The organism is Chitinophaga parva, assembly GCF_003071345.1.
Taxonomy (GTDB): domain Bacteria; phylum Bacteroidota; class Bacteroidia; order Chitinophagales; family Chitinophagaceae; genus Chitinophaga; species Chitinophaga parva.
In genome coordinates this window covers 601,157-624,424 of record NZ_QCYK01000002.1, presented here as the reverse complement: position 1 = coordinate 624,424, position 23,268 = coordinate 601,157, and the positions used below count along the sequence as shown (strand labels likewise).

General features: G+C 51.3%; 17 protein-coding genes and 1 riboswitch. Of the genes, 11 read left to right on the top strand and 6 right to left on the bottom strand.

The features are described 5' to 3' along the window. Positions 1-465 precede the first annotated feature (465 nt). The 3 genes from DCC81_RS13045 (at position 466) to DCC81_RS13035 (ending at position 4,351) form a co-directional block, all read left to right on the top strand. On the top strand, positions 466-1,440 hold the full coding sequence (locus DCC81_RS13045; RefSeq protein WP_108687065.1) for a ribonucleoside-diphosphate reductase small subunit: 975 nt from the start codon (positions 466-468) through the stop codon (positions 1,438-1,440). A gap of 97 nt (positions 1,441-1,537) precedes the next feature. Further along, positions 1,538-1,891, top strand: a complete 354-nt coding sequence (locus tag DCC81_RS13040; RefSeq protein ID WP_108687064.1) for a four helix bundle protein — start codon at positions 1,538-1,540, stop codon at positions 1,889-1,891. A gap of 84 nt (positions 1,892-1,975) precedes the next feature. Then, positions 1,976-4,351, top strand: coding sequence for a ribonucleoside-diphosphate reductase subunit alpha (locus DCC81_RS13035; RefSeq protein WP_108687063.1), 2,376 nt, complete (start codon positions 1,976-1,978; stop codon positions 4,349-4,351). Positions 4,352-4,488: 137 nt separating this feature from the next. Here the strand turns inward: DCC81_RS13035 and DCC81_RS13030 are convergent, their stop codons facing one another. Then, a complete protein-coding gene (locus tag DCC81_RS13030; protein ID WP_108687062.1) occupies positions 4,489-5,082 on the bottom strand; it encodes a TrmH family RNA methyltransferase in 594 nt (197 codons plus the stop codon). 141 nt (positions 5,083-5,223) lie between these two features. Here DCC81_RS13030 and DCC81_RS13025 point away from each other — a divergent pair, with 141 nt between their 5' ends. The 6 genes from DCC81_RS13025 to DCC81_RS13000 all read left to right on the top strand — a co-directional run bounded on the left by DCC81_RS13025 (position 5,224) and on the right by DCC81_RS13000 (position 15,960). Further along, positions 5,224-7,893, top strand: coding sequence for an AsmA family protein (locus DCC81_RS13025; RefSeq protein ID WP_108687061.1), 2,670 nt, complete (start codon positions 5,224-5,226; stop codon positions 7,891-7,893). Positions 7,894-8,351: 458 nt separating this feature from the next. Then, positions 8,352-8,987: a hypothetical protein gene (locus DCC81_RS13020; protein WP_133177653.1), complete on the top strand. Its 636-nt coding sequence runs from the start codon at positions 8,352-8,354 to the stop codon at positions 8,985-8,987. Between the two features lie 32 nt (positions 8,988-9,019). Further along, on the top strand, positions 9,020-11,797 hold the full coding sequence (locus DCC81_RS13015) for a TonB-dependent receptor (protein WP_108687059.1): 2,778 nt from the start codon (positions 9,020-9,022) through the stop codon (positions 11,795-11,797). 17 nt (positions 11,798-11,814) lie between these two features. Further along, positions 11,815-13,044: a DUF4249 domain-containing protein gene (locus DCC81_RS13010; protein ID WP_108687058.1), complete on the top strand. Its 1,230-nt coding sequence runs from the start codon at positions 11,815-11,817 to the stop codon at positions 13,042-13,044. 13 nt (positions 13,045-13,057) lie between these two features. Next, positions 13,058-14,785, top strand: coding sequence for a hypothetical protein (locus tag DCC81_RS13005; RefSeq protein WP_133177652.1), 1,728 nt, complete (start codon positions 13,058-13,060; stop codon positions 14,783-14,785). Positions 14,786-15,150: 365 nt separating this feature from the next. Next, positions 15,151-15,960: an SDR family oxidoreductase gene (locus DCC81_RS13000; RefSeq protein ID WP_108687056.1), complete on the top strand. Its 810-nt coding sequence runs from the start codon at positions 15,151-15,153 to the stop codon at positions 15,958-15,960. A gap of 102 nt (positions 15,961-16,062) precedes the next feature. On the opposite strand, the gene DCC81_RS12995 is transcribed toward DCC81_RS13000, so the two are convergent. The 4 genes from DCC81_RS12995 to DCC81_RS12980 all read right to left on the bottom strand — a co-directional run bounded on the left by DCC81_RS12995 (position 16,063) and on the right by DCC81_RS12980 (position 19,872). Continuing rightward, entirely contained in the window at positions 16,063-16,281 is a 219-nt protein-coding gene (locus DCC81_RS12995; RefSeq protein WP_108687055.1) for a hypothetical protein, read from the bottom strand. Between the two features lie 239 nt (positions 16,282-16,520). Beyond that, positions 16,521-17,423, bottom strand: coding sequence for a lipoyl synthase (gene lipA, locus DCC81_RS12990; protein ID WP_108687054.1), 903 nt, complete (start codon positions 17,421-17,423; stop codon positions 16,521-16,523). 34 nt (positions 17,424-17,457) lie between these two features. Then, positions 17,458-18,273, bottom strand: coding sequence for a hypothetical protein (locus DCC81_RS12985; protein WP_133177651.1), 816 nt, complete (start codon positions 18,271-18,273; stop codon positions 17,458-17,460). Between the two features lie 270 nt (positions 18,274-18,543). Then, positions 18,544-19,872 carry a DUF2851 family protein gene (locus tag DCC81_RS12980; protein WP_108687052.1) on the bottom strand — a complete coding sequence of 443 codons (1,329 nt, stop codon included), beginning with the start codon at positions 19,870-19,872 and terminating at the stop codon, positions 18,544-18,546. 148 nt (positions 19,873-20,020) lie between these two features. Then, positions 20,021-20,135, top strand: a riboswitch (SAM riboswitch). 125 nt (positions 20,136-20,260) lie between these two features. On the opposite strand from DCC81_RS12980, the gene DCC81_RS12975 reads away from it, so the two are divergent. After that, positions 20,261-21,439, top strand: a complete 1,179-nt coding sequence (locus tag DCC81_RS12975; RefSeq protein ID WP_108687051.1) for a trans-sulfuration enzyme family protein — start codon at positions 20,261-20,263, stop codon at positions 21,437-21,439. Between the two features lie 3 nt (positions 21,440-21,442). Next, positions 21,443-22,624 (top strand): homoserine dehydrogenase, encoded by a 1,182-nt coding sequence (locus tag DCC81_RS12970; RefSeq protein ID WP_108687050.1) that lies wholly within the window; start codon positions 21,443-21,445, stop codon positions 22,622-22,624. A gap of 64 nt (positions 22,625-22,688) precedes the next feature. Here DCC81_RS12970 and DCC81_RS12965 read toward each other — a convergent pair whose 3' ends face one another. Continuing rightward, positions 22,689-23,258: a Maf family protein gene (locus DCC81_RS12965; protein ID WP_108687049.1), complete on the bottom strand. Its 570-nt coding sequence runs from the start codon at positions 23,256-23,258 to the stop codon at positions 22,689-22,691. Positions 23,259-23,268 lie beyond the last annotated feature (10 nt).

Sequence of the window (23,268 nt, the reverse complement as noted above, 5' to 3'; positions counted from 1 at the left end):
GGGACCAGGTATCCCGGGGCTAAAATCAGGATAACGGCGCAAAGATAATCAACAGACGCGGATGTGCACATTTTATGTGGATAACTATCCAGCCGGTAGCGAAATACGGAAAGCCGGAAAGAAGAAAACCGGTTTTCGTGGATTATCCGCCCCTTTCCCAGCAAAACTCACCTTTTCGTATTGATTCCAAATACTTTGCCGGGACTGCCCGGTTGCCAATATTCTTTATCCACACCTGTTAGCAACTTTACGGTTAGCGAATCCCCTCGAATTCTACATTTGCATTAATCCAACGAATTTACCGGATGACTCCTCTCCACGCTTCCCTTCACCCGCAAGCGTTTAGTCACGTCACCCTTCTTCAATCATAAGTAATTGATTATCAATAAATAACGGATTAAAACATAATTGCTAAACTTTGGATGGGCACTAAAACACCTCCTTCACCGAAAGCCATTTAACGATATGCAGCAAGAGCAGGAAATACTATTGAGAGAGAATAAAGACCGCTTCGTTATTCTCCCGATCAACTATCCCCGGGTATGGGAAATGTATAAAAAACATGAAGCCAGTTTCTGGACAGCCGAAGAAATAGACCTGAGTGGCGACATGAAAGACTGGAACTCCCTGAACGACGGTGAGCGTCATTTTATCAGCCACGTACTGGCCTTCTTTGCCGCCAGTGATGGCATCGTGAATGAGAACCTGGCCGTAAACTTCATGAGCGAAGTACAGATCCCCGAAGCCCGCTGCTTTTATGGTTTCCAGATCATGATGGAGAATATCCACTCTGAAACATATGCCCTGCTGATCGACACATACGTAAAAGACCCGGCAGAAAAGAACCACCTCTTCCATGCCATTGACACGGTACCTGCCGTGACCAAGAAAGCCCAGTGGGCACTGCGCTGGATAGAAGGCGGCAACTTTGCAGAACGCCTGGTGGCCTTTGCAGCCGTAGAAGGTATTTTCTTCAGCGGCAGCTTCTGCTCCATTTTCTGGCTCAAGAAAAGAGGCCTGATGCCCGGCCTGACCTTCTCCAATGAACTGATCAGCCGCGATGAAGGCCTGCACTGCGAATTTGCGTGCCTGCTGTACTCCATGCTGCAAAATAAACTGACGGAAGAACAGGTACACCACATCATTGGCGATGCAGTAGCGATTGAAAAGGAATTTATCACGGACGCATTGCCGGTGGACCTCATCGGTATGAACGCCCGCCTAATGGCACAATACATCGAATTCGTTGCAGACCGCTGGCTGAGTGAACTGGGTTATACCAAAATGTTTAATGTTACCAACCCGTTTGATTTCATGGAAATGATCTCCCTGCAAGGCAAGACCAACTTCTTTGAAAAACGCGTGGGCGATTACCAGAAATCCGGCGTGATGGGTGGCCAGAAGGATGCGCAGACCTTTTCTTTGGATGAAGATTTTTAATATGGTCCTAGGTACCAGGTCTTAAGTCCTAAGTACCAGGCAATGCAAAATTGAAGCGATGCCGTCTTTAGAGTTTATATCTTTAAACTCAGACGACATGAACAAGTATAAAAATCTGGTTGTTTGGAAAAACGGAGTGGATTTGTCATTAATTATATACAAGCTTACAAGGACATTTCCTGCGGATGAAAGATTCGGGCTCACTTCCCAATTGCGACGATGTGTGGTTTCCATTCCAAGCAACATTGCAGAAGGCGCGGGAAGAAATTCAAATGCTGAGTTCGCACATTTCCTTGGTATTGCAAGTGGTTCTACCGCAGAACTCAGCACACAATTACTAATTGCTGAAAAGCTGGGTTATGTAACGACCGCTCAATTTGATTTTTGTGAGAGAATAATCACGGAAATACAAAACCGGCTTTTCAAACTTCAGGCAACATTGAAAAATTAACGATCAATTAAGATACCAGGGCCTAAGACTTAAGACCTAGGACCTAGGACAAAATAATTACTAACCTCCTAAATTATACTCACGATGTTTGTAATAAAAAGAGACGGGCGTAAGGAGCCTGTTAAATTTGATAAGATCACTGCCCGCATTGAAAAGCTGTGCTACAGCCTCCATACTGAATACGTGGACCCGATCGATGTGGCAAAGAAAGTGATCACCGGCCTGTATGATGGCGTGACCACCTCTGAACTGGATAACCTGGCCGCAGAAACCGCTGCCTCCCTCACTACCAAACACCCGGACTATGCCCTGCTGGCCAGCCGCCTGGCGGTGAGCAACCTGCATAAAGAAACAGAAAAGTCGTTCTCCAAAACGATGAAAAAGCTCTACGAATACGTAGATCCGAAGGTGAACAAACCTGCGCCATTGCTGTCTGATGACGTATATGAGATCATCATGAAACACAAGGATGTACTGGATTCCAGCATCATTTATGACCGCGACTTTGCCTTCGATTACTTTGGCTTCAAAACACTGGAACGCTCTTACCTCCTGAAGCTGGATGGCAAGATCGCAGAGCGCCCCCAACACATGTTCATGCGCGTGGCCGTAGGCATTCACAAGGAAGATATTGAGGCAGCGGTGAACACCTATAACCTCATGAGCGAACGCTGGTTCACCCACGCTACGCCCACCCTGTTCAATAGCGGTACGCCCAAGCCGCAGATGTCCAGCTGCTTCCTGCTCACCATGCAGGACGATAGCATTGACGGTATTTATGATACGCTGAAACAAACCGCCAAGATCTCCCAGAGCGCCGGCGGCATTGGCCTCAGCATCCACAATATCCGCGCTACCGGTTCCTACATCAGCGGTACTAACGGGACTTCCAACGGCATCATTCCCATGCTGCGCGTATTTAATGACACCGCCCGTTATGTAGACCAGGGCGGCGGTAAGCGCAAAGGCGCCTTTGCCATTTACCTGGAACCCTGGCATGCAGACATCTTTGAATTCCTGGACCTGCGCAAGAACCACGGTAAAGAAGAAATGCGCGCCCGCGACCTGTTCTTTGCCCTCTGGGTGTCTGACCTGTTCATGAAGCGCGTGGAACAGAACGGCAAATGGAGCCTCTTCTGCCCCCACGAAGCACCCGGCCTGCACGAATGCTGGGGCGAAGCATTTGAAAAGCTGTATGAGCAATACGAAAAAGAAGGCCGTGCGCGCAAAACCATCAACGCACAGGACCTCTGGTTCGCGATCCTCGATGCGCAGATTGAAACCGGCAACCCCTACATGCTGTATAAAGACGCTGCCAATGGCAAGTCCAACCAGCAGAACCTGGGCACCATCAAGAGTTCTAACCTCTGCACGGAGATCATTGAATATACAGACGCCAACGAAGTAGCTGTGTGCAACCTCGCCTCCCTGGCCCTGCCCCGCTACATCACCGAAGGCAAATTTGACCACCAGAAATTATACGACATCACTTACCAGGTGGCTATCAACCTGAATAAGATCATCGATAATAACTTCTACCCCGTGGAAGAAGCCCGCAGAAGCAACCTGCGCCACCGCCCCATCGGGCTGGGTGTACAGGGCCTGGCGGATGCCTTCATCCAGCTGCGCCTGCCTTTTGAATCGGAAGGAGCCAAGCAGCTGAACAAGGACATCTTTGAAACCATTTACTTTGCAGCGTGCAGCGCATCCAAAGACCTCGCGGCAAAAGATGGCCACTATGAAAGCTATCCCGGTTCCCCCGCTTCCAAAGGCATCCTCCAGTTTGATATGTGGGGCGTAACGCCCTCCAGCCGCTGGGATTGGGATGGCCTGAAAGCAGAGATCAAGAAAGTAGGCCTGCGCAACTCCCTGTTGCTGGCGCCCATGCCCACCGCATCCACTTCCCAGATACTGGGCAACAACGAATGCTTTGAGCCGTACACTTCCAATATCTACACCCGCCGCGTACTGAGCGGTGAGTTTGTAGTGGTGAACAAGCACCTGCTGCACGACCTCGTGGAACTGGGCCTGTGGGACAATGACATGAAAAACAAGATCATCGCTGCCAATGGTTCTATCCAGCATATCAACGAGATCCCGTCTAACATCAAGGAGCTGTACAAAACCGTTTGGGAGATCAAACAACGTACCCTCATCGACATGGCGGCCGACCGTGGCGCTTACATCTGCCAGAGCCAGTCACTGAACCTCTTTGTAGATACACCCACTACCGCCAAGCTTACTTCCATGCACTTCCACGCCTGGAAGAAAGGCCTCAAAACCGGCATGTACTACCTGCGCACACAAGCTGCTACACAAGCCGTACAGTTTACCGTGGAAAAACAAGGCGGACAGCAGATCCAGCCCGTGGTTACCGGTGCAGGTACCGCGCCCGAAGAGCAGTTTGCAGAAGGCGCCGTGTGCACCATGGAAGAAGGCTGCGTAACCTGCAGCGCATGATGCCGTGTTTTATTTTGGAACGATAAAATGAAAACAGCCGCACCACAAAATGGTGCGGCTGTTTCTTTTAGGGAAATGCCGGGTATAAAAAAACTGCGTGGTGTGCGCAGTCTTTCTGTTATAATAATACCGGTGTTTTATTCCTCTTCTTCCTGGAAGCCCCACTGTTCCAGCAGGCCGTCAAACTGTGCCTGGGGCAGGCTTTGCCGGCTGTACATGCCGGCCGCCGTGCGCTGGCGCAGCCCCTCATACAGCGTTACCGCGCACGCCACGGAAATATTGAGGGAGCGGATCATGCCCATCTGCGGGATCACAAAATTACCATCCGCGTAGGCCCGCATGCCCTCGCTCACGCCATCGCGCTCAGAGCCAAATACCAGCGCCATGCTGCTGGTAAAGTCCAGGTCGTACATACTTTTAGCATCGGAAGAAAGATGCGTGGTATAGATCCTTTCGTACCGTTTGCGCAGCTCCGCCACACATTCGTTCAGGTCCGTATATTGATGTACTGTCACCCATTTCCGGGCGCTGGACGAGCTCTTAAAGCCCCAGTTCTTGTGGCGGGCGATGCGCGTATTGCAAATAAAAATATCCTGGATGCCCACGGAATCTGCCGTGCGCATTACCGCCGCAATATTATGCGGGTCTTCAACGTTTTCCATCACTACGGTAAGCCCGGCCTGGCGCTGGCGCAAAACCGTGAGCAGCCTTTCCCTTCTTTCTGGTGTCATCAGCAAAATCAGTTTTTAGACGCCGCTAAATTACGGAATATCGGCCACAAGCTACTGAATGGCATTTCCTTATAATCCATTAAATATTTCCAAATATTTACGTGTATCTTAGATTTATATTGACAAACCTATCATACCATAATGTTAAAGAAGATTCTCAAGATCGTACTGATCGTATTCGTTGTACTCATTGCAGCCGCCATCGCCATCCCCTTTTTCTTTAAGGATAAGATCCTGGCCAAGGTGAAATCTGAACTGAATGATAACCTGAACGCACAGGTGGATTTCAAGGACATAGACATTTCCCTGTTCCGCCATTTCCCCCGCCTGGCCGTGGGCCTGGAGGACCTGCAGGTGATCAACAAAGCGCCTTTTGCCGGCGATACCCTGCTGTCTGTAAAAAAAATAGACGTGGCGCTGGACCTGATGAGCGTCATCAAAGGCAACAAAATGGAGATCTACAATGTGAGCCTGGAAACGCCCCGTATCCACGCCATCATTGATAGCACGGGCAGGGCGAACTGGGACATCACCAAACCCGATACTGCCGCCACGCAAAGCACGGACACCAGCAAGAGCAATTTTGCCATGAACCTGCAGCGCTACAGTATCTCCAATGCCTACATCAGCTACGATGACCACCAGGGGCACATGTCCCTCATCATTGATGGACTGGACCACAGTGGTAAAGGAGATTTTACCCAGGACAAATTTACCCTGGCTACCAGCACTACGGCAAAGGCAGTGACCTTCTATTATGGCCTCATCCCCTACCTGGATGCTGTGAAAGCCTCCCTGGATGCGGATATCCAGGTAGATAACACGACCAGCACCTACACCATTCCGCAGAGCAAAATGCACCTGAACAACCTGGAAGTGGATGCTGCCGGCAATTTTAAGATGCTGCCCGCCAGCGCCTACGGCATGGACCTCACGTTCAAGAGCGCCTCTACCCAGTTCAAAGACCTGCTTTCCCTCATCCCCGCCATTTATGCCAAGGATTTTGATAAGATCAAGACGGGTGGTACCGCTACCTTCGATGGCTTTGTAAAAGGTACCTATTCAGAAAAAGAAATGCCTGCCTTTGGGCTCAATATAGGGGTGCAGAATGGTTTCTTCCAATACCCCGACCTGCCCAAACCCGTGCAGAACATCCAGCTGGCACTGAAAATAGCCAGTCCCGATGGCGTGCCGGACCACACGGTGATAGACCTCTCCAAAGCCCACCTGGAAATGGACGGTACCCCGCTGGACCTCCACCTGCAGGTAGCCACCCCGGTGTCTGACATGTATGTGGATGGAGGCGCCAAAGGGAAGCTGGACCTCAGCAAGTTATCGCAATTTGTGAAGCTGGAAGGGGGTACCCAATTGAATGGCCTGCTGGACGCAGATATGAGTGCCAAGGGCCACCTGTCTGCTATTGAAAGAAAGGCATACGACCAGTTCTATGCTGCCGGTAGCCTGGGCATTCACAACATGCTGTACAAAAGCAAAGATTATCCCGATGGTGTAAAACTGAATGCACTGGAGCTGACGTTCAATCCCAAAAATGTAAGCGTGCCCACCGTGGATGCCGAATACCTGGGCAGCCACTTTACCGGCAACGGGGAGATCAATAACCTGCTGGCCTATATGTTTAAAAACCAGGCGCTCAACGGGGCCTTCAGCGTAAATGCAGACAAGATCAACCTGGACAAATTCATGGCCAGCACCGGCACCACGCCGGCCACCACCAGCAAGCCTGCCGATACCGCGAACGCAGTGCCTTTTGCCGTGCCCGCCAATCTGGACCTGACCCTCAAAGCCAGCGCCGGCAACGTGCATTACGACAAGCTGGATATGAACAATGTGAGCGGAACCTTGCTGGTAAAAGATGAAACCGTGACCCTGCAGGATGTGAAAAGCAATGCCCTCCAAGGCACACTGGGCATGAGCGGCAGCTACAGCACAAAAGCAAGTAAGATAAACCCGGATATGCACTTCAACTATGATGTGGAAAAAGTGGATATCCGCGAGACCTTCAATGCATTTAATACTGTACAGAAACTGATGCCCCTGGGTCAGTTCCTTACCGGTAAGATCACCTCGCAAATGAGTGTGGATGGTAAGCTGGGCAAGGATATGATGCCGGTGCTTAACAGTTTGAACGGCAATGGCAGCCTGTTGCTGATAGAAGGCGTGCTGCAAAAATTTGCCCCGCTGGACCAGGTAGCTGCTACGCTGAATGTGGCCCAGTTGAAAGACATTTCCCTGCGCGACATCAAGACCTATTTTTCCTTCAAGGATGGCCGCGTAGTGGTAAATCCGTTTAACATTGTAACCAATGGCATCCGCATGCAGGTGGCGGGCTCCCACGGCCTGGACCAGAGCATGGATTACAATATGCAGCTGGCCCTGCCCCGCACCATGCTGGGCACGCAGGGCAATGCGCTGGTGGATAACCTGGTGTCCCAGGCCAATAACAAGGGCATCCCGGTAAAACTGAGCGACAGCGTGCACCTTAACATTGCCATGGGCGGCAGCATGCTGAAACCCGCCATCAAAACAGACCTGAAGGAGACGACCAATAACATTAAATCCCAGGCCACGGCATTGGTCCAGGCTAAGGTGGACAGTGCAAAAGCTACGATCAAGGATTCTGTGAATGCCGTGAAGAACCAGGCCGTAGCCGCTGCCAAAGACCAGCTGACCAAACAGCTGCTGGGCAACAAAGACAGCAGCAAGCCTGCCAGCGTGCAGGACGCAGGTAAACAAGCTGGGCAAACACTGAAAAATACATTGGGTGGCCTGCTGAAAAAGAAAGGCAACTAGCGCTCTATCCTGCAACAATTGCAAAAAGGCACGCTGTCATGGCGTGCCTTTTTAATTGCCCCGGGGCCAATATCCCGGCACGAAGATGGTGGAAATGTCTGTAAATGACCGTACACTCCTACCTGCGAATATTTTCTACAAAATCTGTTGATTAATTTTTCAAACCTTACCTGCCGGTACTGCTGAGATTTTTGAATGGAGAGAGATCATTTCGTTTCTCCCCAGATTCTTCTGAAACAAAAAATTTCATCTCCGGTTAACAAGTTGTTAACCGTCGCCTTATTTCGAAATTGTACCTTTTTCCAAAATATTTTGCAACTCTAGTTCCCTGTGGCCAGAAAAAGGATACACTTAGTTTACTGGATCCTCATCATTTGTTGGTTCGTCATTTTATTGGATTGTCATTTTTATTATCTCTTAATGTTCAGCGTATGAGAATAAAGCTACTAGTACTTTGCTTGGTTATTAGCAAAATGGCTACTGCCCAGGGGCCCTCTGATGCTGCCACCGTGAACAACGGTATAGAATACGTGACCCCTATTACCGGAAATGTGTTTGAGAATAAACATCCTTTTTACCAGAGTGATCATTTTTCAGAGGGTGAGATCACCTATTTTGGCAGGCATTACACGCATATCCTGCTGAAATATGACCTGAGCCTTGACCGGGTGGTCACCCTTTATGCAGACGGCCGCACGGAGATCATTCTCTACCCTGAGCAGATAGACAGCTTTACCGTATATGATCAAACATTCGTAAAACTCCCCGATTCACTGGGCCTTCCCAAAGGATTTTACGCCCGCATTTTAACAGCGCCGGAATACACGTACTACGTACGCTACACGAAGTCCATTTCCCACCAGGTATACATGGATGGCGCATTCTACGACGTAGTGCATGACCACCACTATGATTATATTAAAGTGGACAATGCGTTCCACTCCTTTAAAAGCCTTAAAGACCTGAGCGAACTGCTCAACGTTAATAAAAAACAAACCAAGATCTTCCAGCGTAACAATCCGCTGGAAAGTGACGATGCACTGGCATCCACTGCCCGCTATCGCGAATACTGTATGAATGTGGCCCGTTTTTAACCGCCCCTTCTCATTTTTATAACTCCAGTACAATGAAACCACTCCTCGCATTGTGCTTGTTGCTGATTCCAATAAGTGTGGGCGGGCAGGGAAGAACGGCTATATTGGACCAACAGGTCACATTTGACATTAATGCCGGCCACCTGGAAGACATGGCCACCCAGATCAGGCAGCAAACACAAAGCACTTGCTATTACATCCCCGAAATTTTTGACACCCTCAGCATAAGCCTGAAGGGTAAAATGAAAATACGCGATGCTTTTGAGAAGATCTTTCCAAAGTCGTCCCATATCTACGTGAACGCCGATCCCAATGGCAATATTTACATTACCCACAACCAGGAACTTAGCATGACCATTGGGCAAAAGGGCAACTATACCAGCAAAGGCCGTCCCCGTAAAGCCCCGGCAGGAAAAGGTAAATACCCCACTGCCCCACCCGGTGAAGTGGCACCCGCCACAAAATCGTTCGTAGACTTCGATGAAAATAAACTGTTTACCGTAGGTACCGTCAATAACAACCTGGGGTATGCCACTATTATCGGCTATGTACGCCACCGCAACACGGGTGAAGGCGTAGGACACGCCTCCATTTATATCTCGGACATACCCGGTGCCAAGGCCATGGCAGACAGCTACGGCTATTTTACCATCACCCTTCCCAAAGGCCGGCATACGCTGATGATCAGTTGTGTAGGCCTCAGCGATGCCCGCCGCCAGATAGACCTGCGGGGCAATGGGCAACTGAATGTGCTGATGCATGAATTTGTTACCAGCCTGCGCACCGTAACCGTGGGCGGAGGCAAAACCAACAATATCAACTCCCCTTCCATGAGTGTGAACCGCATGGACATTAAAACCATCCGGCAAATACCCGCCTTGCTGGGAGAAGTGGATGTGCTGCGTGCGGTACAAACCCTACCGGGCGTTACCGCTGCCAGTGAAGGCACTACCGGGCTCAATGTGCGGGGCGGCAATGTAGACCAGAACCTGGTGCTGCTGGATGGAGCCACCGTTTACAACCCGTCTCACTTCTTCGGCTTCTTCTCCGGATTCAATTCTGACCTGATAAAAGATGCCGAACTTTATAAAGCCAGCATACCGGTACGCTATGGCAGCCGCCTGTCTTCCGTGCTGGAAGTGCTGACCCGCGAGGGCAACAACCAGCGGTTTGCCGGCTCCGGCGGCATAGGACCGCTCAGCGCCCACCTTACGCTGGAGGGCCCCATTGGTCGCAAAACCACGTTGCTGGTGGGTGGCCGCACCACCTACGCTGACTGGACATTGAAGCTGCTGCCGGACCAGTACCAGGATAGCCACGCCAATTTCTACGACGTGAACCTGAAACTTTCCAGTGAACTGGATGAAAAGAATAACATCTATGTATCACTGTACAATAGCGGCGACAGGTTTAAGCTCAACGGAGATACACTGTACCGCTATGGCAATATTAACGGGGTGCTGAAATGGCGTCACCTGTTTAATAACAAGCTCTATGGCAACTTCAGTGCAGGAGCAGACAACTACCAGTTTGCCATGTCCAGCACGGCTTTGAAACTGAATGCATTCCGTTACAAATTCGATGTATCACAGTTCCACGCCAATGCAGACCTGGTATACACACCAAACAACCAGCACCGCATAGAAATGGGATTTTCTTCCCTCTATTACAAACTACACCCCGGTAGCCTGGAACCACTGGACAGCAGCCTGGCACTGGAAGATAAGCAGGATGCCGAACAGGCACTGGAAAGCGCCCTGTACATCAGCGACCAATACACGATCAACGATAAATGGTCCGTAGAAGCCGGCCTGCGCTACTCCATGTTCAACTACCTGGGACCGCATGTGCAATACAACTACCCGCCCGGCCTGGAAAAAACGGAAGCTAACCTCCTTGACTCCACCACATATGGCACCGGTAAGCTGATCAAAACCTACCATGGCCCCGAGCCCCGCGTATCCCTCCGCTACAAACTGGGCGATAACAGCTCCTTAAAAGTTGCTTACAACCGTACCCGCCAGTATATACACCTGCTCACCAATACCACGGTGGTATCGCCCACAGATACCTGGAAGCTGAGTGATAAATACATACAGCCCCAAACAGCCGACCAGGTGTCATTAGGTCTGTACAAAAACCTCCACGATGATATGTACGAGGTATCTGTGGAAGGCTACTACAAGCGGTTACAGCACGCCCTGACCTATAAGAACGGCGCCGTGTTGCTGCTCAATCATCACATTGAAACAGATGTGGCCAATGCCGTGGGGAAGGCCTATGGTGTGGAGTTCCTGCTGAAAAAGAGTGGTAAACTAAATGGATGGATCAGCTATACTTATTCCCGCACCCTGCTGCGCATGGACGATCCGCAGGTGGCAGACAAGATCAATGGAGGCCAGTACTACCCGGCAGACTATGACAAGCCGCATGTACTGAATGTGATTGCCAACTACCGGTTCTCCCACCGCGCGGCCGTATCGCTGACTTCATTTTACAGCACGGGCCGGCCTATTACCTTACCGGTAGCGCGCTATTACTACCAGGGCTCTTACCGTGTTTATTATGAAGACCGCAACCAGTACCGCATCCCGGATTATTTCAGGACGGACCTCTCTGTAAACCTGGAAGGCAATCATAAGATCAAAAAACTGGGCACCAGCTCCTGGACACTGGGTGTGTACAACCTGTTTGCCCGCAGGAATGCATATTCCGTATACTTTGTTTCGGAAAATGGCAAGACAAACGGGTATAAGCTATCCATCTTTGGGACCGCCATTCCCTTTGTGACTTATAATTTCAAATTCTAACTATCATTTTTATCATCATGCGTTTCCGTCTCTTCGGGTTGGCCCTGTTTTTTGCGTTGGGCTGCAAAGACCCTTACACGCCAAAGGTGATCAGCGGCAACAGGAATTACCTGGTGGTAGATGGATTTATTAATGCAGATGCCGGTTCCACCACCCGCATCCGCCTTACCCGCACCACCAACGTGAATGATACTGCTTCTGTAGCCGCAGAACATGGGGCCAGTGTAAGCGTGAGCCAGGATGGCAACACCTATGTACTCACAGAAACCGGCGACAGCGGATATTATGAAACCTCCGCTATACAACTTGTTGCCGGCAATTGCCAGCTGCATATACAAACGGCTGACCAGCAGGAGTACCAGTCGGACAACATACCGGTGCTGACCACCCCACCGATAGACACCGTTTACTACGCGCGCAAAGCAGACGATGGCGTACAGATCTACCTGGATACCCATGATCATTCCAATACGATAAAGAATTTCCGCTGGGACTATGATGAAACCTGGGAATACCATCCTCCTTACGAAAGCAGCATTTTATACGACTGGTCCAAGCGCATACTAAGCATGCGCAGCAAGACAAACAGGGACAGCCTTTACAATTGTTATGAAACAGGCTATTCGTCAAACATACTGATATACTCCACCCAGGCCCTGTCTGAAAGCCAGGTAAGCTTATATCCCATTGCCTACATACCCTCGGGCTCAATAAAGCTGAGCGACATCTACTCCATTCACATAAAAGAATATGCCATCAGCGATGCCGCCTATGATTACTTCAACGCATTGAAGAAGGCTACACAGGACATAGGCAATGTTTTTGGCCCGTTGCCCACCCAGCTCAAAGGCAATATCCACGCAGTGAACAATACAAATGCGGTAGTGATTGGATACATGACAGCATCTACGGTAACGGACAAACGGCTGTTCATTTACCACAGTAACCTCACTTCCTGGAAATATTCGTTTGATTACGATACTAAATATGTCAGCAATTACATGGGCTTCCCCGGATATGATACACCGCTGGATGAACAATCGGTCTATTTCATGACCACCCGGTCGCCTTGTCCGGACCTCTCAACGCCCCAGCCCTGCTCCGATCTTTACAGCGCTTGCTGCGCCAGGGCCATCCCGGTATTGAATGGCCCGAAAGGCCTGCAATACTGTTACGATACCATCTGTGTAGACTGCATCTTCTGGGGCAAAGGAGGGCGCAAGAAGCCGGATTATTGGCCTAACTAATCGTATTATTTTCATGAGAAATAAACACTGCATATTGCCATGGTTCCTGGTTGCCTTGTCCCTGCACGCAGCAGCCCAGATCCCCAATGCAAAGAAGACCTACCGGGAACAAGCCTTCCTGCATACAGACCGGAATTGCTACCTGGCCGGGGAAACCGTTTGGATGAAAATGTACACCGTGAATGATGATACGACAGACGGATTTCACAGCGCCATTGGCTATATAGACCTGTATAATGAAAGCAGCAGGATGCCCTCCATACAGGCAAAACTACTGCTGGATAGCCTCTCCCATGCTGCCGGCACACTGGAAATACCGGACAGCCTGCCCACCGGCAGCTACCGCCTGCGGGCGTATACGCGCAACATGGAGCAATACGGGTTATTCTATGAAAAGAATATCCGCATCGTCAATACCTTTGAACCAGTGCCCCGTTTACAAAAGCAGAAAGGCCTGCCCGCACCCGTTGCCTACCACCTGCAGGCCAGTACCAATGCGGGGCATTTTGGCAAGCGCCAGCCGGTAAAGATCACCATCAACAGTTTTGACGATACGCACGCACCGATCGTGGCAAATCTTTCGGCTGCCGTATACCGCATGAACGCACTCCAAAGCCTGGACAGCCCCGACATACGGCAACTGGCAGTACCACAGCAATCGCACTACCTGAGCAAGGACACCTTTCACCTGCCGGAGCCTTACAACCAGGTGCTCACCGGCCGCATTACCGATAAGAAAACCGGCGCCCCCCTGCAGGTACCTGTAATGATCACCGTCACCGGGCAAAGCCCCCGGTTTTACTGCATCCCTGCCACGCGGGATGGCGATTTCAGCCTGGATCTGCAAGGCTACAGCGGCAATGCAGATGTTATTGTGCAAGCCTACACGCCCACTCATAATGGCTACCTGGTAACGGTATACAGCCCCTTTACAGACTTCACACCACCCAGGACACCGGCATTTTTTACGGAAGAAAACAATGACAGCAGCCGCACCAGTGCGGCTATGGACGCCAGTTTGCAGCGTCAGCTCCTGGAAGACCATATCGGTGCCCAGGTATGGCAAACCTTTTATGGCGACAGCATCCTGCCCGCCCCTGCGCGGTTCCGCGATACCACTTTCTTTTTTACCAAACCGGAAGAAGAAGTGATGCTGGATGATTATACCCGCTTTACCACCGTGGAAGAAGTGTTCCGGGAGTTCATTAAAACCGTGATGGTACGTAAATATGGTGACACCCTGCATTTGCATGTACTCAATAGCCAGCTGGTAAATCCAAAATTCTTTGACACGGATCCCCTCATCCTGCTGGATGGCGTACCGGTGTTTGACAATAAGCGCATCTTTGCCCTCAACCCGCTGCAACTTCGCAAAGTATCTGTAATGGCGCACAAAGCCTTTTACCCAGGCGGGGTGTTTAATGGCGTGGTCAGCATACAGACCTACGCCGGGGACATGGCCGGCTACAAGCTGGACCCCAATGCGATGGTGGCAGACTACAGCGGCACCGAGCTTCCACTGCAATTTTATGTGCCCAACTATGCCCGGAAAAATGTGCCCAGCATGCCGGACCAGCGCAATACCCTTTACTGGAACCCTGCCGTGCAGACCGATAGCAACGGCAATGGCGCCATCAGCTTTTACACCGGCGATGAACCGGGTGTCTACTGCCTGGTACTACAAGGCTTAAGTGCCCAAGGCAAACCTTGCTATACCTTCAGCACCTTCACCGTAGAGTAGCATTCCTAACCATTAACATTTCTGCACCTGCTATTACGGCCGGATAGGCATCCTATGCTTTCTACACCCCCTTGGTATTCTCCCAAAATATTTTTCGCCATTAACAAATCATTAATAATCTCATATGAAAATCTATGGACCTTTATATGGGTTAAACAAACAAGGATGAAAGTCTCCGCCCCTTTTCAGGGGCGGTTTCTTTATCTGAAATCAATCCCTTTCATCTGCCAAAACCCGCTACTACATTGTATTTCATAGGTATAGGATAAAAGGAGAGCTGCCCATTCTTGGGCGGCTTCTTCGTTTGGGGAAAAGCCCTGTTTTATGGCACGCTTTTGCAGTAACTTCCGGAAAAATCCCCGATCATGAGCAACAGTTTACAGCAACAGGTGGCCATAGTGACCGGCAGCAGCAGCGGCATAGGCGAAGGTGTAGCCCTTGCCCTGTCCAGGGCCGGAGCCACCGTGGTCATTAACCACTCCCACGCAGGCAGCCGCCCCGAAGCCGAAGCCGTACTGGCCACCATTAATAGCTGGAATGGAAAAGCCACCATCATACAATGTGATGTAAGCAAGGAAGAAGAAGTGCAGCACCTGTTTGCCGAAACCATCCGGCAGTTTGGTACGGTAGACATCCTGGTGGCCAATGCAGGCCTCCAGCAGGATGCGAAACTCACAGAAATGACGCTGGAACAATGGAATAAAGTGATCAGCATCAACCTCACCGGGCAGTTCCTCTGCTGTCGCGAAGCCATTAAAGAATTCCTGCGCAGGGGCATTGTACCGGAGCGCTCTGCCGCCGCAGGCAAGATCATTTGCATGAGCAGCGTACACGAAGTAATTCCCTGGGCCGGTCATGTAAATTATGCAGCCAGTAAAGGTGGTATAAAACTGCTGATGCAAACCCTGGCACAGGAATATGCCCCTGAGAAGATCCGCATCAACAGCATAGCACCGGGCGCCATCCGCACCCGCATTAACCACGAAGCCTGGGACACCCCGGCGGCAGCCCAAAAGCTGCTGGAGCTGATCCCCTACGGACGCATAGGAGAAGCAGCAGACGTGGGTAAAGCTGCCGTATTCCTGGCCAGTGATGATAGTGATTATATTACCGGCACCACGCTCTTTGTAGACGGTGGTATGACCCTCTACCCCGGCTTTGCCGATAATGGTTGAAGCCCCGGAGTGGAGGCTCCTGTTTAAGACTGGAAAGGGCCAAACAGCCCGGGTATTAAAGCCCGGCTGTTCAGCCCAGATTAACAACAATCAGTATTTAGTTTAGAAATCCCTCCGGGCATCCCGGATGTCTTCCCGTTTGTACCATTTGTTTACCAGCGACAGCGTGAAGAACGCCACAGCGCTGATGATGAAAATATATCCAGCCAACCCCAATACCCGGAAAAACGACTGCATGTCCCAGTCGTTCAAAATAGCGGCCTGTGATAAAACGGCCAGTAATACGCCCGCTATGCCTGCGTAGGCTGCTATCTTGTTCATTGCGGTTTCGTTTGGGTGGTGGAAGGATAGAAGGATTCATGGGGGAATGATCAAATTAAATGCCTGCACTTGATGCGTAGGCATACGCATTTCATGGCTTCGCTGGTTTGGGGAAATAGCGCTACATGCGGGACCTACGGCTGACAATAATTTTCATCATATTAAAATGTTTAGTAATAACAAAAAAGCATCCCGGTCTTGCAACTGGAATGCTTTTTAGCCATGTTATTTTAAAATGATTAAGCTCTGCCGGAGTGGATGTGCTTTTCTGCGTGATAAGAAGAGCGTACCAGGGGGCCGCTTTCTACGTAGTCCAGTCCCATAGCGTAACCAATTTCACGCAGCTCCGCAAACTCGTCCGGGTGTACAAAGCGTACTACCGGCAGGTGGCGGGGCGTGGGTTGCAGGTACTGGCCCAGGGTCACTACATCGCAGCCATTATCATACAGGTCTTGCATTGCCTGGATCACTTCTTCCTTGGTTTCGCCCAGGCCCAGCATGATACCGCTCTTGGTGCGCATGCCCCCTTCTTTAAGGCGGCGGATCACTTCAAGGCTGCGGTGGTATTTGGCCTGGATACGCACTTGTTTGGTAAGGCGCTCCACGGTTTCCAGGTTGTGCGATACAACCTCAGGTGCTACGTCAATAATACGCTGGAGATTTTCCCATTGCCCACGGAAGTCGGGGATCAGGGTTTCCATGGTGGTATCCGGATTGAGGGAACGAACGGCCTTGATCGTGTTAGCCCAGATGATGGAACCGCCATCTTTCAGTTCATCACGGTCTACGGAAGTGATCACCGCGTGTTTTACCTTCATGAGGTGGATGGCCTCGGCTACACGCTGGGGCTCATCCCAATCTACCGGTTCCGGGCGGCCGGTGGCCACTGCGCAAAAGCCGCAGCTGCGGGTGCAGATATTGCCCAGGATCATGAAAGTAGCCGTGCCGGCTCCCCAGCACTCGCCCATATTGGGACAGTTGCCGCTTTCACAGATTGTATGTAATTTATGGGTATCCACCAGGTTGCGTACCTGGCGGTAGCTTTCGCCAATCGGTAATTTTACTCTAAGCCAATCGGGCTTTTTCACCCTGGTCTCCGTTGAAGTAGCTGGGACACAGGCAGACACCTTTAGTTCTTCCATCGCTGATCCTTTCTTTAAGCCGCTAAGTTAAATACTATTTCTTATTCCACCATTTCCCAAACTGCAGCCCCAAAAAGGCATTGAAAAAGAACTTCTTACCGTCACGGTCTGCCATGATCTGTACATCTTTGGTGTAATATTCAGCATTCACCCCGATCTCCAGGGCGCTGATCAGGCGGGTAGAGTGGGCCCAGTCGAACCGCATACCGGTTTTACCATGTACACCGGGTACAAAACTCATTTCGCTCCACCCCTTGGTAATGCTGCCGGCACCGTAGATCTCGTTGGGATCATTCCACTGCTCGTCAATAGCCGGGGAGTATTTTACTTCTATCACACCACGGTTACCATCCACAGGGTCAACCATTTTCACGTAATAGGGGCGCAGCATGCCCAGGGAAAGGCCGCCGTAGTAGAAGTAGGTCACTTCCACGCCATTCTTGTTAGCCCGGCTGCCTATAAGCTGGCGCTGGCCTATGCCCAGTTTAAACTGGTAAAAGTTATTGATCTTGCCCAGGATGTAAGAGCGCTCTGAATAGCCAAAGCCATTGGGGTCTATAGCCCCGGGCTTGCGGTCTTCCTTGGGGTCTTTCTTCTCTGAAAATTCTACCTGGTAAAAGTTAACCGTTTTGCGGTTCTTGCGCCGCCCCAGCTCAAATACGCCGGTCCATCCGTCTGTATTCACACGTGCCCCGATCCCAAACTCTTTTTCATAGTCGTTGACCAGTTCCTCTCCTTCCCGTAAAGGCCTTGCTTTTTTAGTCCCCTTCTTGACCGGGTGCGTTGTGGTTTGAGCCGTGGAAGCTGTAACGATACCGGATAACAATAAGAGTAGGTAGATTTTTTTCACGTGCGGGCTATTTTTTTATAAACGCTTGGTGATGCTTATATGTTATATGCAATTATACAAACGTACAGGATTTTTTGATACCCTGTATCAGGCATTGGCATGGCTTGCACCTCCTGGGATCGCTGAAACCATGACACAGGTAAAGCGCTCCCGGCCCGCATTTGTTACAACTGCGGAAAAGGACTGCCCTGTATGGACAATGGAAATACAAACCGGTTTAACCACCAGCAAAAGAAACATATCACCACGGCCACGCCCCCACGCCCGCCCCTACCGCCGCTGCTTCACAAACTCCACGGCCTCCGAGCTGCTGGATTGCAGGATCCGCGCGCCAATAGCGCATTCCAGGCATCGCCGCTCATCGCAGTAATGCTGCTTCAGTTGCAACAGGGCCTGGCTGTCCGCCGCTGTTTCTGCAATAATACCCAGCGTTTTCCAGCCACTGATAATGCGGTTTTGCTCCGCCGGCATTTCCTGGATCCAGTTCATGGCCCGCTCCTGCAGCTCTGGTACAGCCCTTTGCTGGCCTATCCAGTACAGCAGAGGCAACAGGGTATTGATCATGATATTGTGCACCAGTTGCCGGCCTGGCAGGAGCGTGCGCGTTACCGCCACATCAAAGCGGTAATGGGTTTCCCAGTAAGCGGAGGGCTGCACATGCAGCAGGTTTTCCAGCTGCCGGCTGTCTTTTGCTTCCACGATGCGGGAAAACAGGTGTTCCCGCTGATGCAGGAGGGCAGCCAGCATGGCCACGCGCAAGGTGGGAAAAGCCGAAGGCCGCATGCGCAGCCATTTCCAGGCGTGGGCGGGCATGGGCTGCAGTTTGTACTTTCGCCGCAGGTGGCGGTACTCCCGCTGCAGGCGGCGGGGATAGTCATCCGTAAATGGTGCTTCCAGCATGCCCGCCTGGCCAAAAAGCAGGGCTTCCATTGTTTCCAGTGATACATTGCTGCGGCGCAGGCTACGCAGCGGCAGGGACTGGGCCAGCAACAGGAAGGCACCGGCATTTACCGGCTGCCCAAAGCCCTGCGCCAGGCCCTGGTAGCAGGTTTCCTCCCAATCCTGCCGGGTTTGTTGCAGCCAGCCCTGCAGGTCGGTGGTTTTACGGTCCCAGCGCTCCAGCAGCAGGCGGTCTATCCAGCTTCTCCAGGTGAGCGGGGTAATGCGCTCACACTGGCGCCCGCAGGGCACAAAGTCCTGGCTGTGGCGCAGCTGCTCATAGCGCGCCAGTAACAACTTTGAAATGCGCGACTGCAGCACCACACAGGGCATGGAGGCCATATCGGCATCCAGGTCCTGTTCAAAGACAACATGCAGGATCACACGGTCATAGCGGGGGTCCTGCTGGTGGCGGTGACGGTACCAGTCGGAAGCCCGCAGGTGGATCTCCACGTTGCCTGCCCACAGGGTGCGCCCGATGCGGATGCGGGCGCCGGAAAAATCGGGACCCGCGTGGCGGTTCCACGCCCCGGTGGTGATCACCTTTACCGGCTCACCGGCCGTGGTGCGCAGGTCTTCAGCATTGTAAAGGCGGAATTGCCAGATAAATTGAAGCAGGTCTTCGGAGAGCGGCGGCGCCGGGCTAACAGCTGCTGGCATAACAAACTGATTTTTAGGTTTACAATACAATGCCTCAAAGTTTTCTCATTTCCCCCAGACTTTTGTAAATATTACGTTAATGACCCGCCCCTAAATATTTTGAAATTAATACCGCACCCCCTACCTTTGCACGGCAGTTCTTAAACATTACTTATCCAGAAAGGCGGAGGGACTTGGCCCTGCGATGCCTTAGCAACCATCCTGCGCAAGCAGGAAAAGGTGCTAATTCCGGCCCACGGTGCAGATCGCGGGATAGATAAGTTGGCAGAGATTTTTATCCTCCTACGATATTTTGTAGCTCTTCCAACTCCCGGAAGGGCTTTTTTTATGCCCCCCACTTTCCGGGTGAACCGATGCCAGCACCTGCCAATAAAACTTTTCAACCTGCATGAAGCCAGCCACCCATCTCATTCACAGCATACCGGTAGACGAACTCACCGGGGCTATTTCGGTGCCGATCTATCAAACATCCACCTTTGTACAGGAATCGCCCGGTATCCACAAAGGCTTTGAATTTTCCCGGGCCAATAATCCTACCCGCAAGGTACTGGAGCAACTGATCTGTGAGCTGGAAGAAGGCCACGCAGGCTTTGGCTTTGCCAGCGGCATGGCCGCCATTGACGCGGTGCTCAAGCTGCTTAAGACCGGCGACGAGATCCTGGCAGTACAGGACACCTACGGCGGCATTTTCCAGATGTTCAACCACATGCTGGAGCGCTTTGGCATCCTCGTAAAGTTTGTAGACACCACCGATCCGAATAATATCCAGGCGCAGGTAACGGACAAAACCCGCATCATCTGGCTGGAAACGCCCACCAATCCTACTTTACAGATCTCCGACATCAAATCGGCCAGCAAGATCGCCCACAAGCAGGACATCCTGTTGGTGGTAGACAATACCCTCTGCACCCCGCTGCTGCAAAAGCCCATCCCCGCCGGGGCAGACATTGTGATCCACAGCGCCTCCAAGTACCTGGCAGGCCATACCGATGTACTGGCAGGCCTGGTGGTGGTCAATTCAAAACCGCTGGCAGACCAGCTCCGCTTCACCCAGAACATTTCCGGCAGTATTCTCAGCCCGTTTGAAGCCTGGCTTACCATCCGGGGCATGGAAACCCTGCAGCTGCGCATAGAGAAGCAATGTGCCAATGCCATGGTCATTGCACAGTGGCTTACCACCCACCCGGCAGTGGAGAAGGTGTATTACCCGGGATTGGTTTCACACCGTAACCATCATATTGCTAAAAAACAGCAGAAACAATTTGGCGCACTGGTAAGCTTTACGCTGAAGGAAAATAACATCAAGAACGCCATCCGCATTGTAAATGCCACCCGCCTGTTTAAACTGGCGGAGAGCTTTGGCGGCGTGAAAAGCATGCTGGCCCACCCGGCTACGATGACCCACCGCAACATACCCGAAGAGCATCGCAAAAGGGCCGGCCTGGCAGACTCCCTGATCCGCCTCTCCATTGGCATTGAAGACGCGGAAGATCTCATCAACGACCTGAAACAAGCATTAGATAAACTGAGCCAGCCCGCTGGTAAACAAACTACCGTTTTACAATAGATTATGGAACAAAAAATCATCAATTTAGGCATCTTTGGATTTGGTGTAGTAGGACAAGGTTTATACGAAGTACTGAACAGAACAAAAGGCATTAACGCCCGCATTAAAAAGATCTGTATTAAAGATCCCAACAAGCCACGTCCTATAGACAGCCACTATTTCACTACGGATAAGAATGAGATCCTCAACGACCCCACGATTGATGTGGTAGTAGAACTGATCAACGAAACAGATGCTGCATTTGATATTGTAAGCACGGCGCTGCGCAATGGCAAAGCCGTGGTAAGCGCCAGCAAGCGCATGATAGCCGAGAACATGGAAGCCCTCTACAACCTGCAGGTAGAGAACAAAGTGCCTTTCCTGTACGAAGCCTCCAGCTGCGCCAGTATTCCCATCATCCGCAACCTGGAAGAGTATTACGATAATGACCTGCTCAATGCCGTGGAAGGCATTTGCAACGGCTCTACCAATTATATCCTCACCAAGATCTTTGAAGAGCGCCTGAGCTTTGAAACCGCCCTGCAACAAGCCCAGGACCTGGGTTTTGCAGAAACAGACCCCACCCTGGATATTGAAGGGTACGACCCCAAGTTCAAGATCGTGATCCTGCTGCTGCATGCTTTCGGCACATTTGTGAAACCGGACGAAGTCTTCAACTTTGGCATCCATCACCTCAATGATTTTGACATCCAGTTTGCCCGCCAGCGTGGCTGCACCATCAAGCTGATAGGCGCAGTGCGCCGGCAGAATGGCAACGTGTTTGCCTACGTGCTGCCCCACCTCATCCGCGAGCACAACCTGCTTTTTGATGTGTACAATGAATACAACGGCATCCTGCTGGAAAGTGCCTTCACCGATAAGCAATTCTTTGTAGGCAAGGGCGCCGGCGGCACCGCCACCGGCAGCGCAGTACTGAGCGATATTTCTGCCTTGCTTTACAACTACCGGTATGAGTACAAGAAGATCCGCCAGAATAACCAGCCAAACTTCACCAACGATGTAGTGCTGAATGTATACCTGCGCTACAGCGCCCCCGAGCAGGTGGACCTTGACAAATTTGAAAGCATTTCCGAAAAATACGAGTCCCCCACTTTCCGCTACGTGGTAGGTAAGATCAACCTGAAAGACCTCCGCACATCCAAGTGGCTGAAAGATAAAAATGTGAATGTGCTGGTACTGGAATAACCAGCAAATGAAAAAGCCTGCAACGTGAATTTGCAGGCTTTTTCATTTATCAGTTATTTGATCCCTACCACTGCTCTAACACTGTCACTACTGCACTCACCGGCAGCCCCATTACGTTGTAAAAACAGCCATCTATCCTGTCTATGCCCACGGCACCTATCCATTCCTGGATGGCATACGCCCCGGCCTTATCATACGGCTTATATTCATCCACGTAAAAGGATATATGCGCCGTGGTAAGTGGTTTAAAATGCACCGATGTAGTCTTGGAAAACGTGTGCTGGCGGGCTCCCTGGCGGATCACCACCCCGGTGATCACCTCGTGGGTGCGGCCGCTCAGCCGGGATAAAATGCGGATGGCATCGTCCCTGTCCTGCGGTTTACCAATTACCGTGTTATCAATGATCACCACAGAATCTGCCGCCAGGATAATGTCATCCGGCGCGCAGATATTGCGCACGGCATCTGCCTTTTGCAGGGCAATGTGCACCGGCACTTCCGGCAGCGGCATGTCTGCAGGAAAAGTTTCTTCAGTGGCCACCACCCGCACTTCAAACGGGATATGGGCCTGCTCCAGCAACTGCTTGCGCCGGGGCGATTGGGATGCCAGGATAATACGTGGTCCTTTGTACATGAAAAGCGGA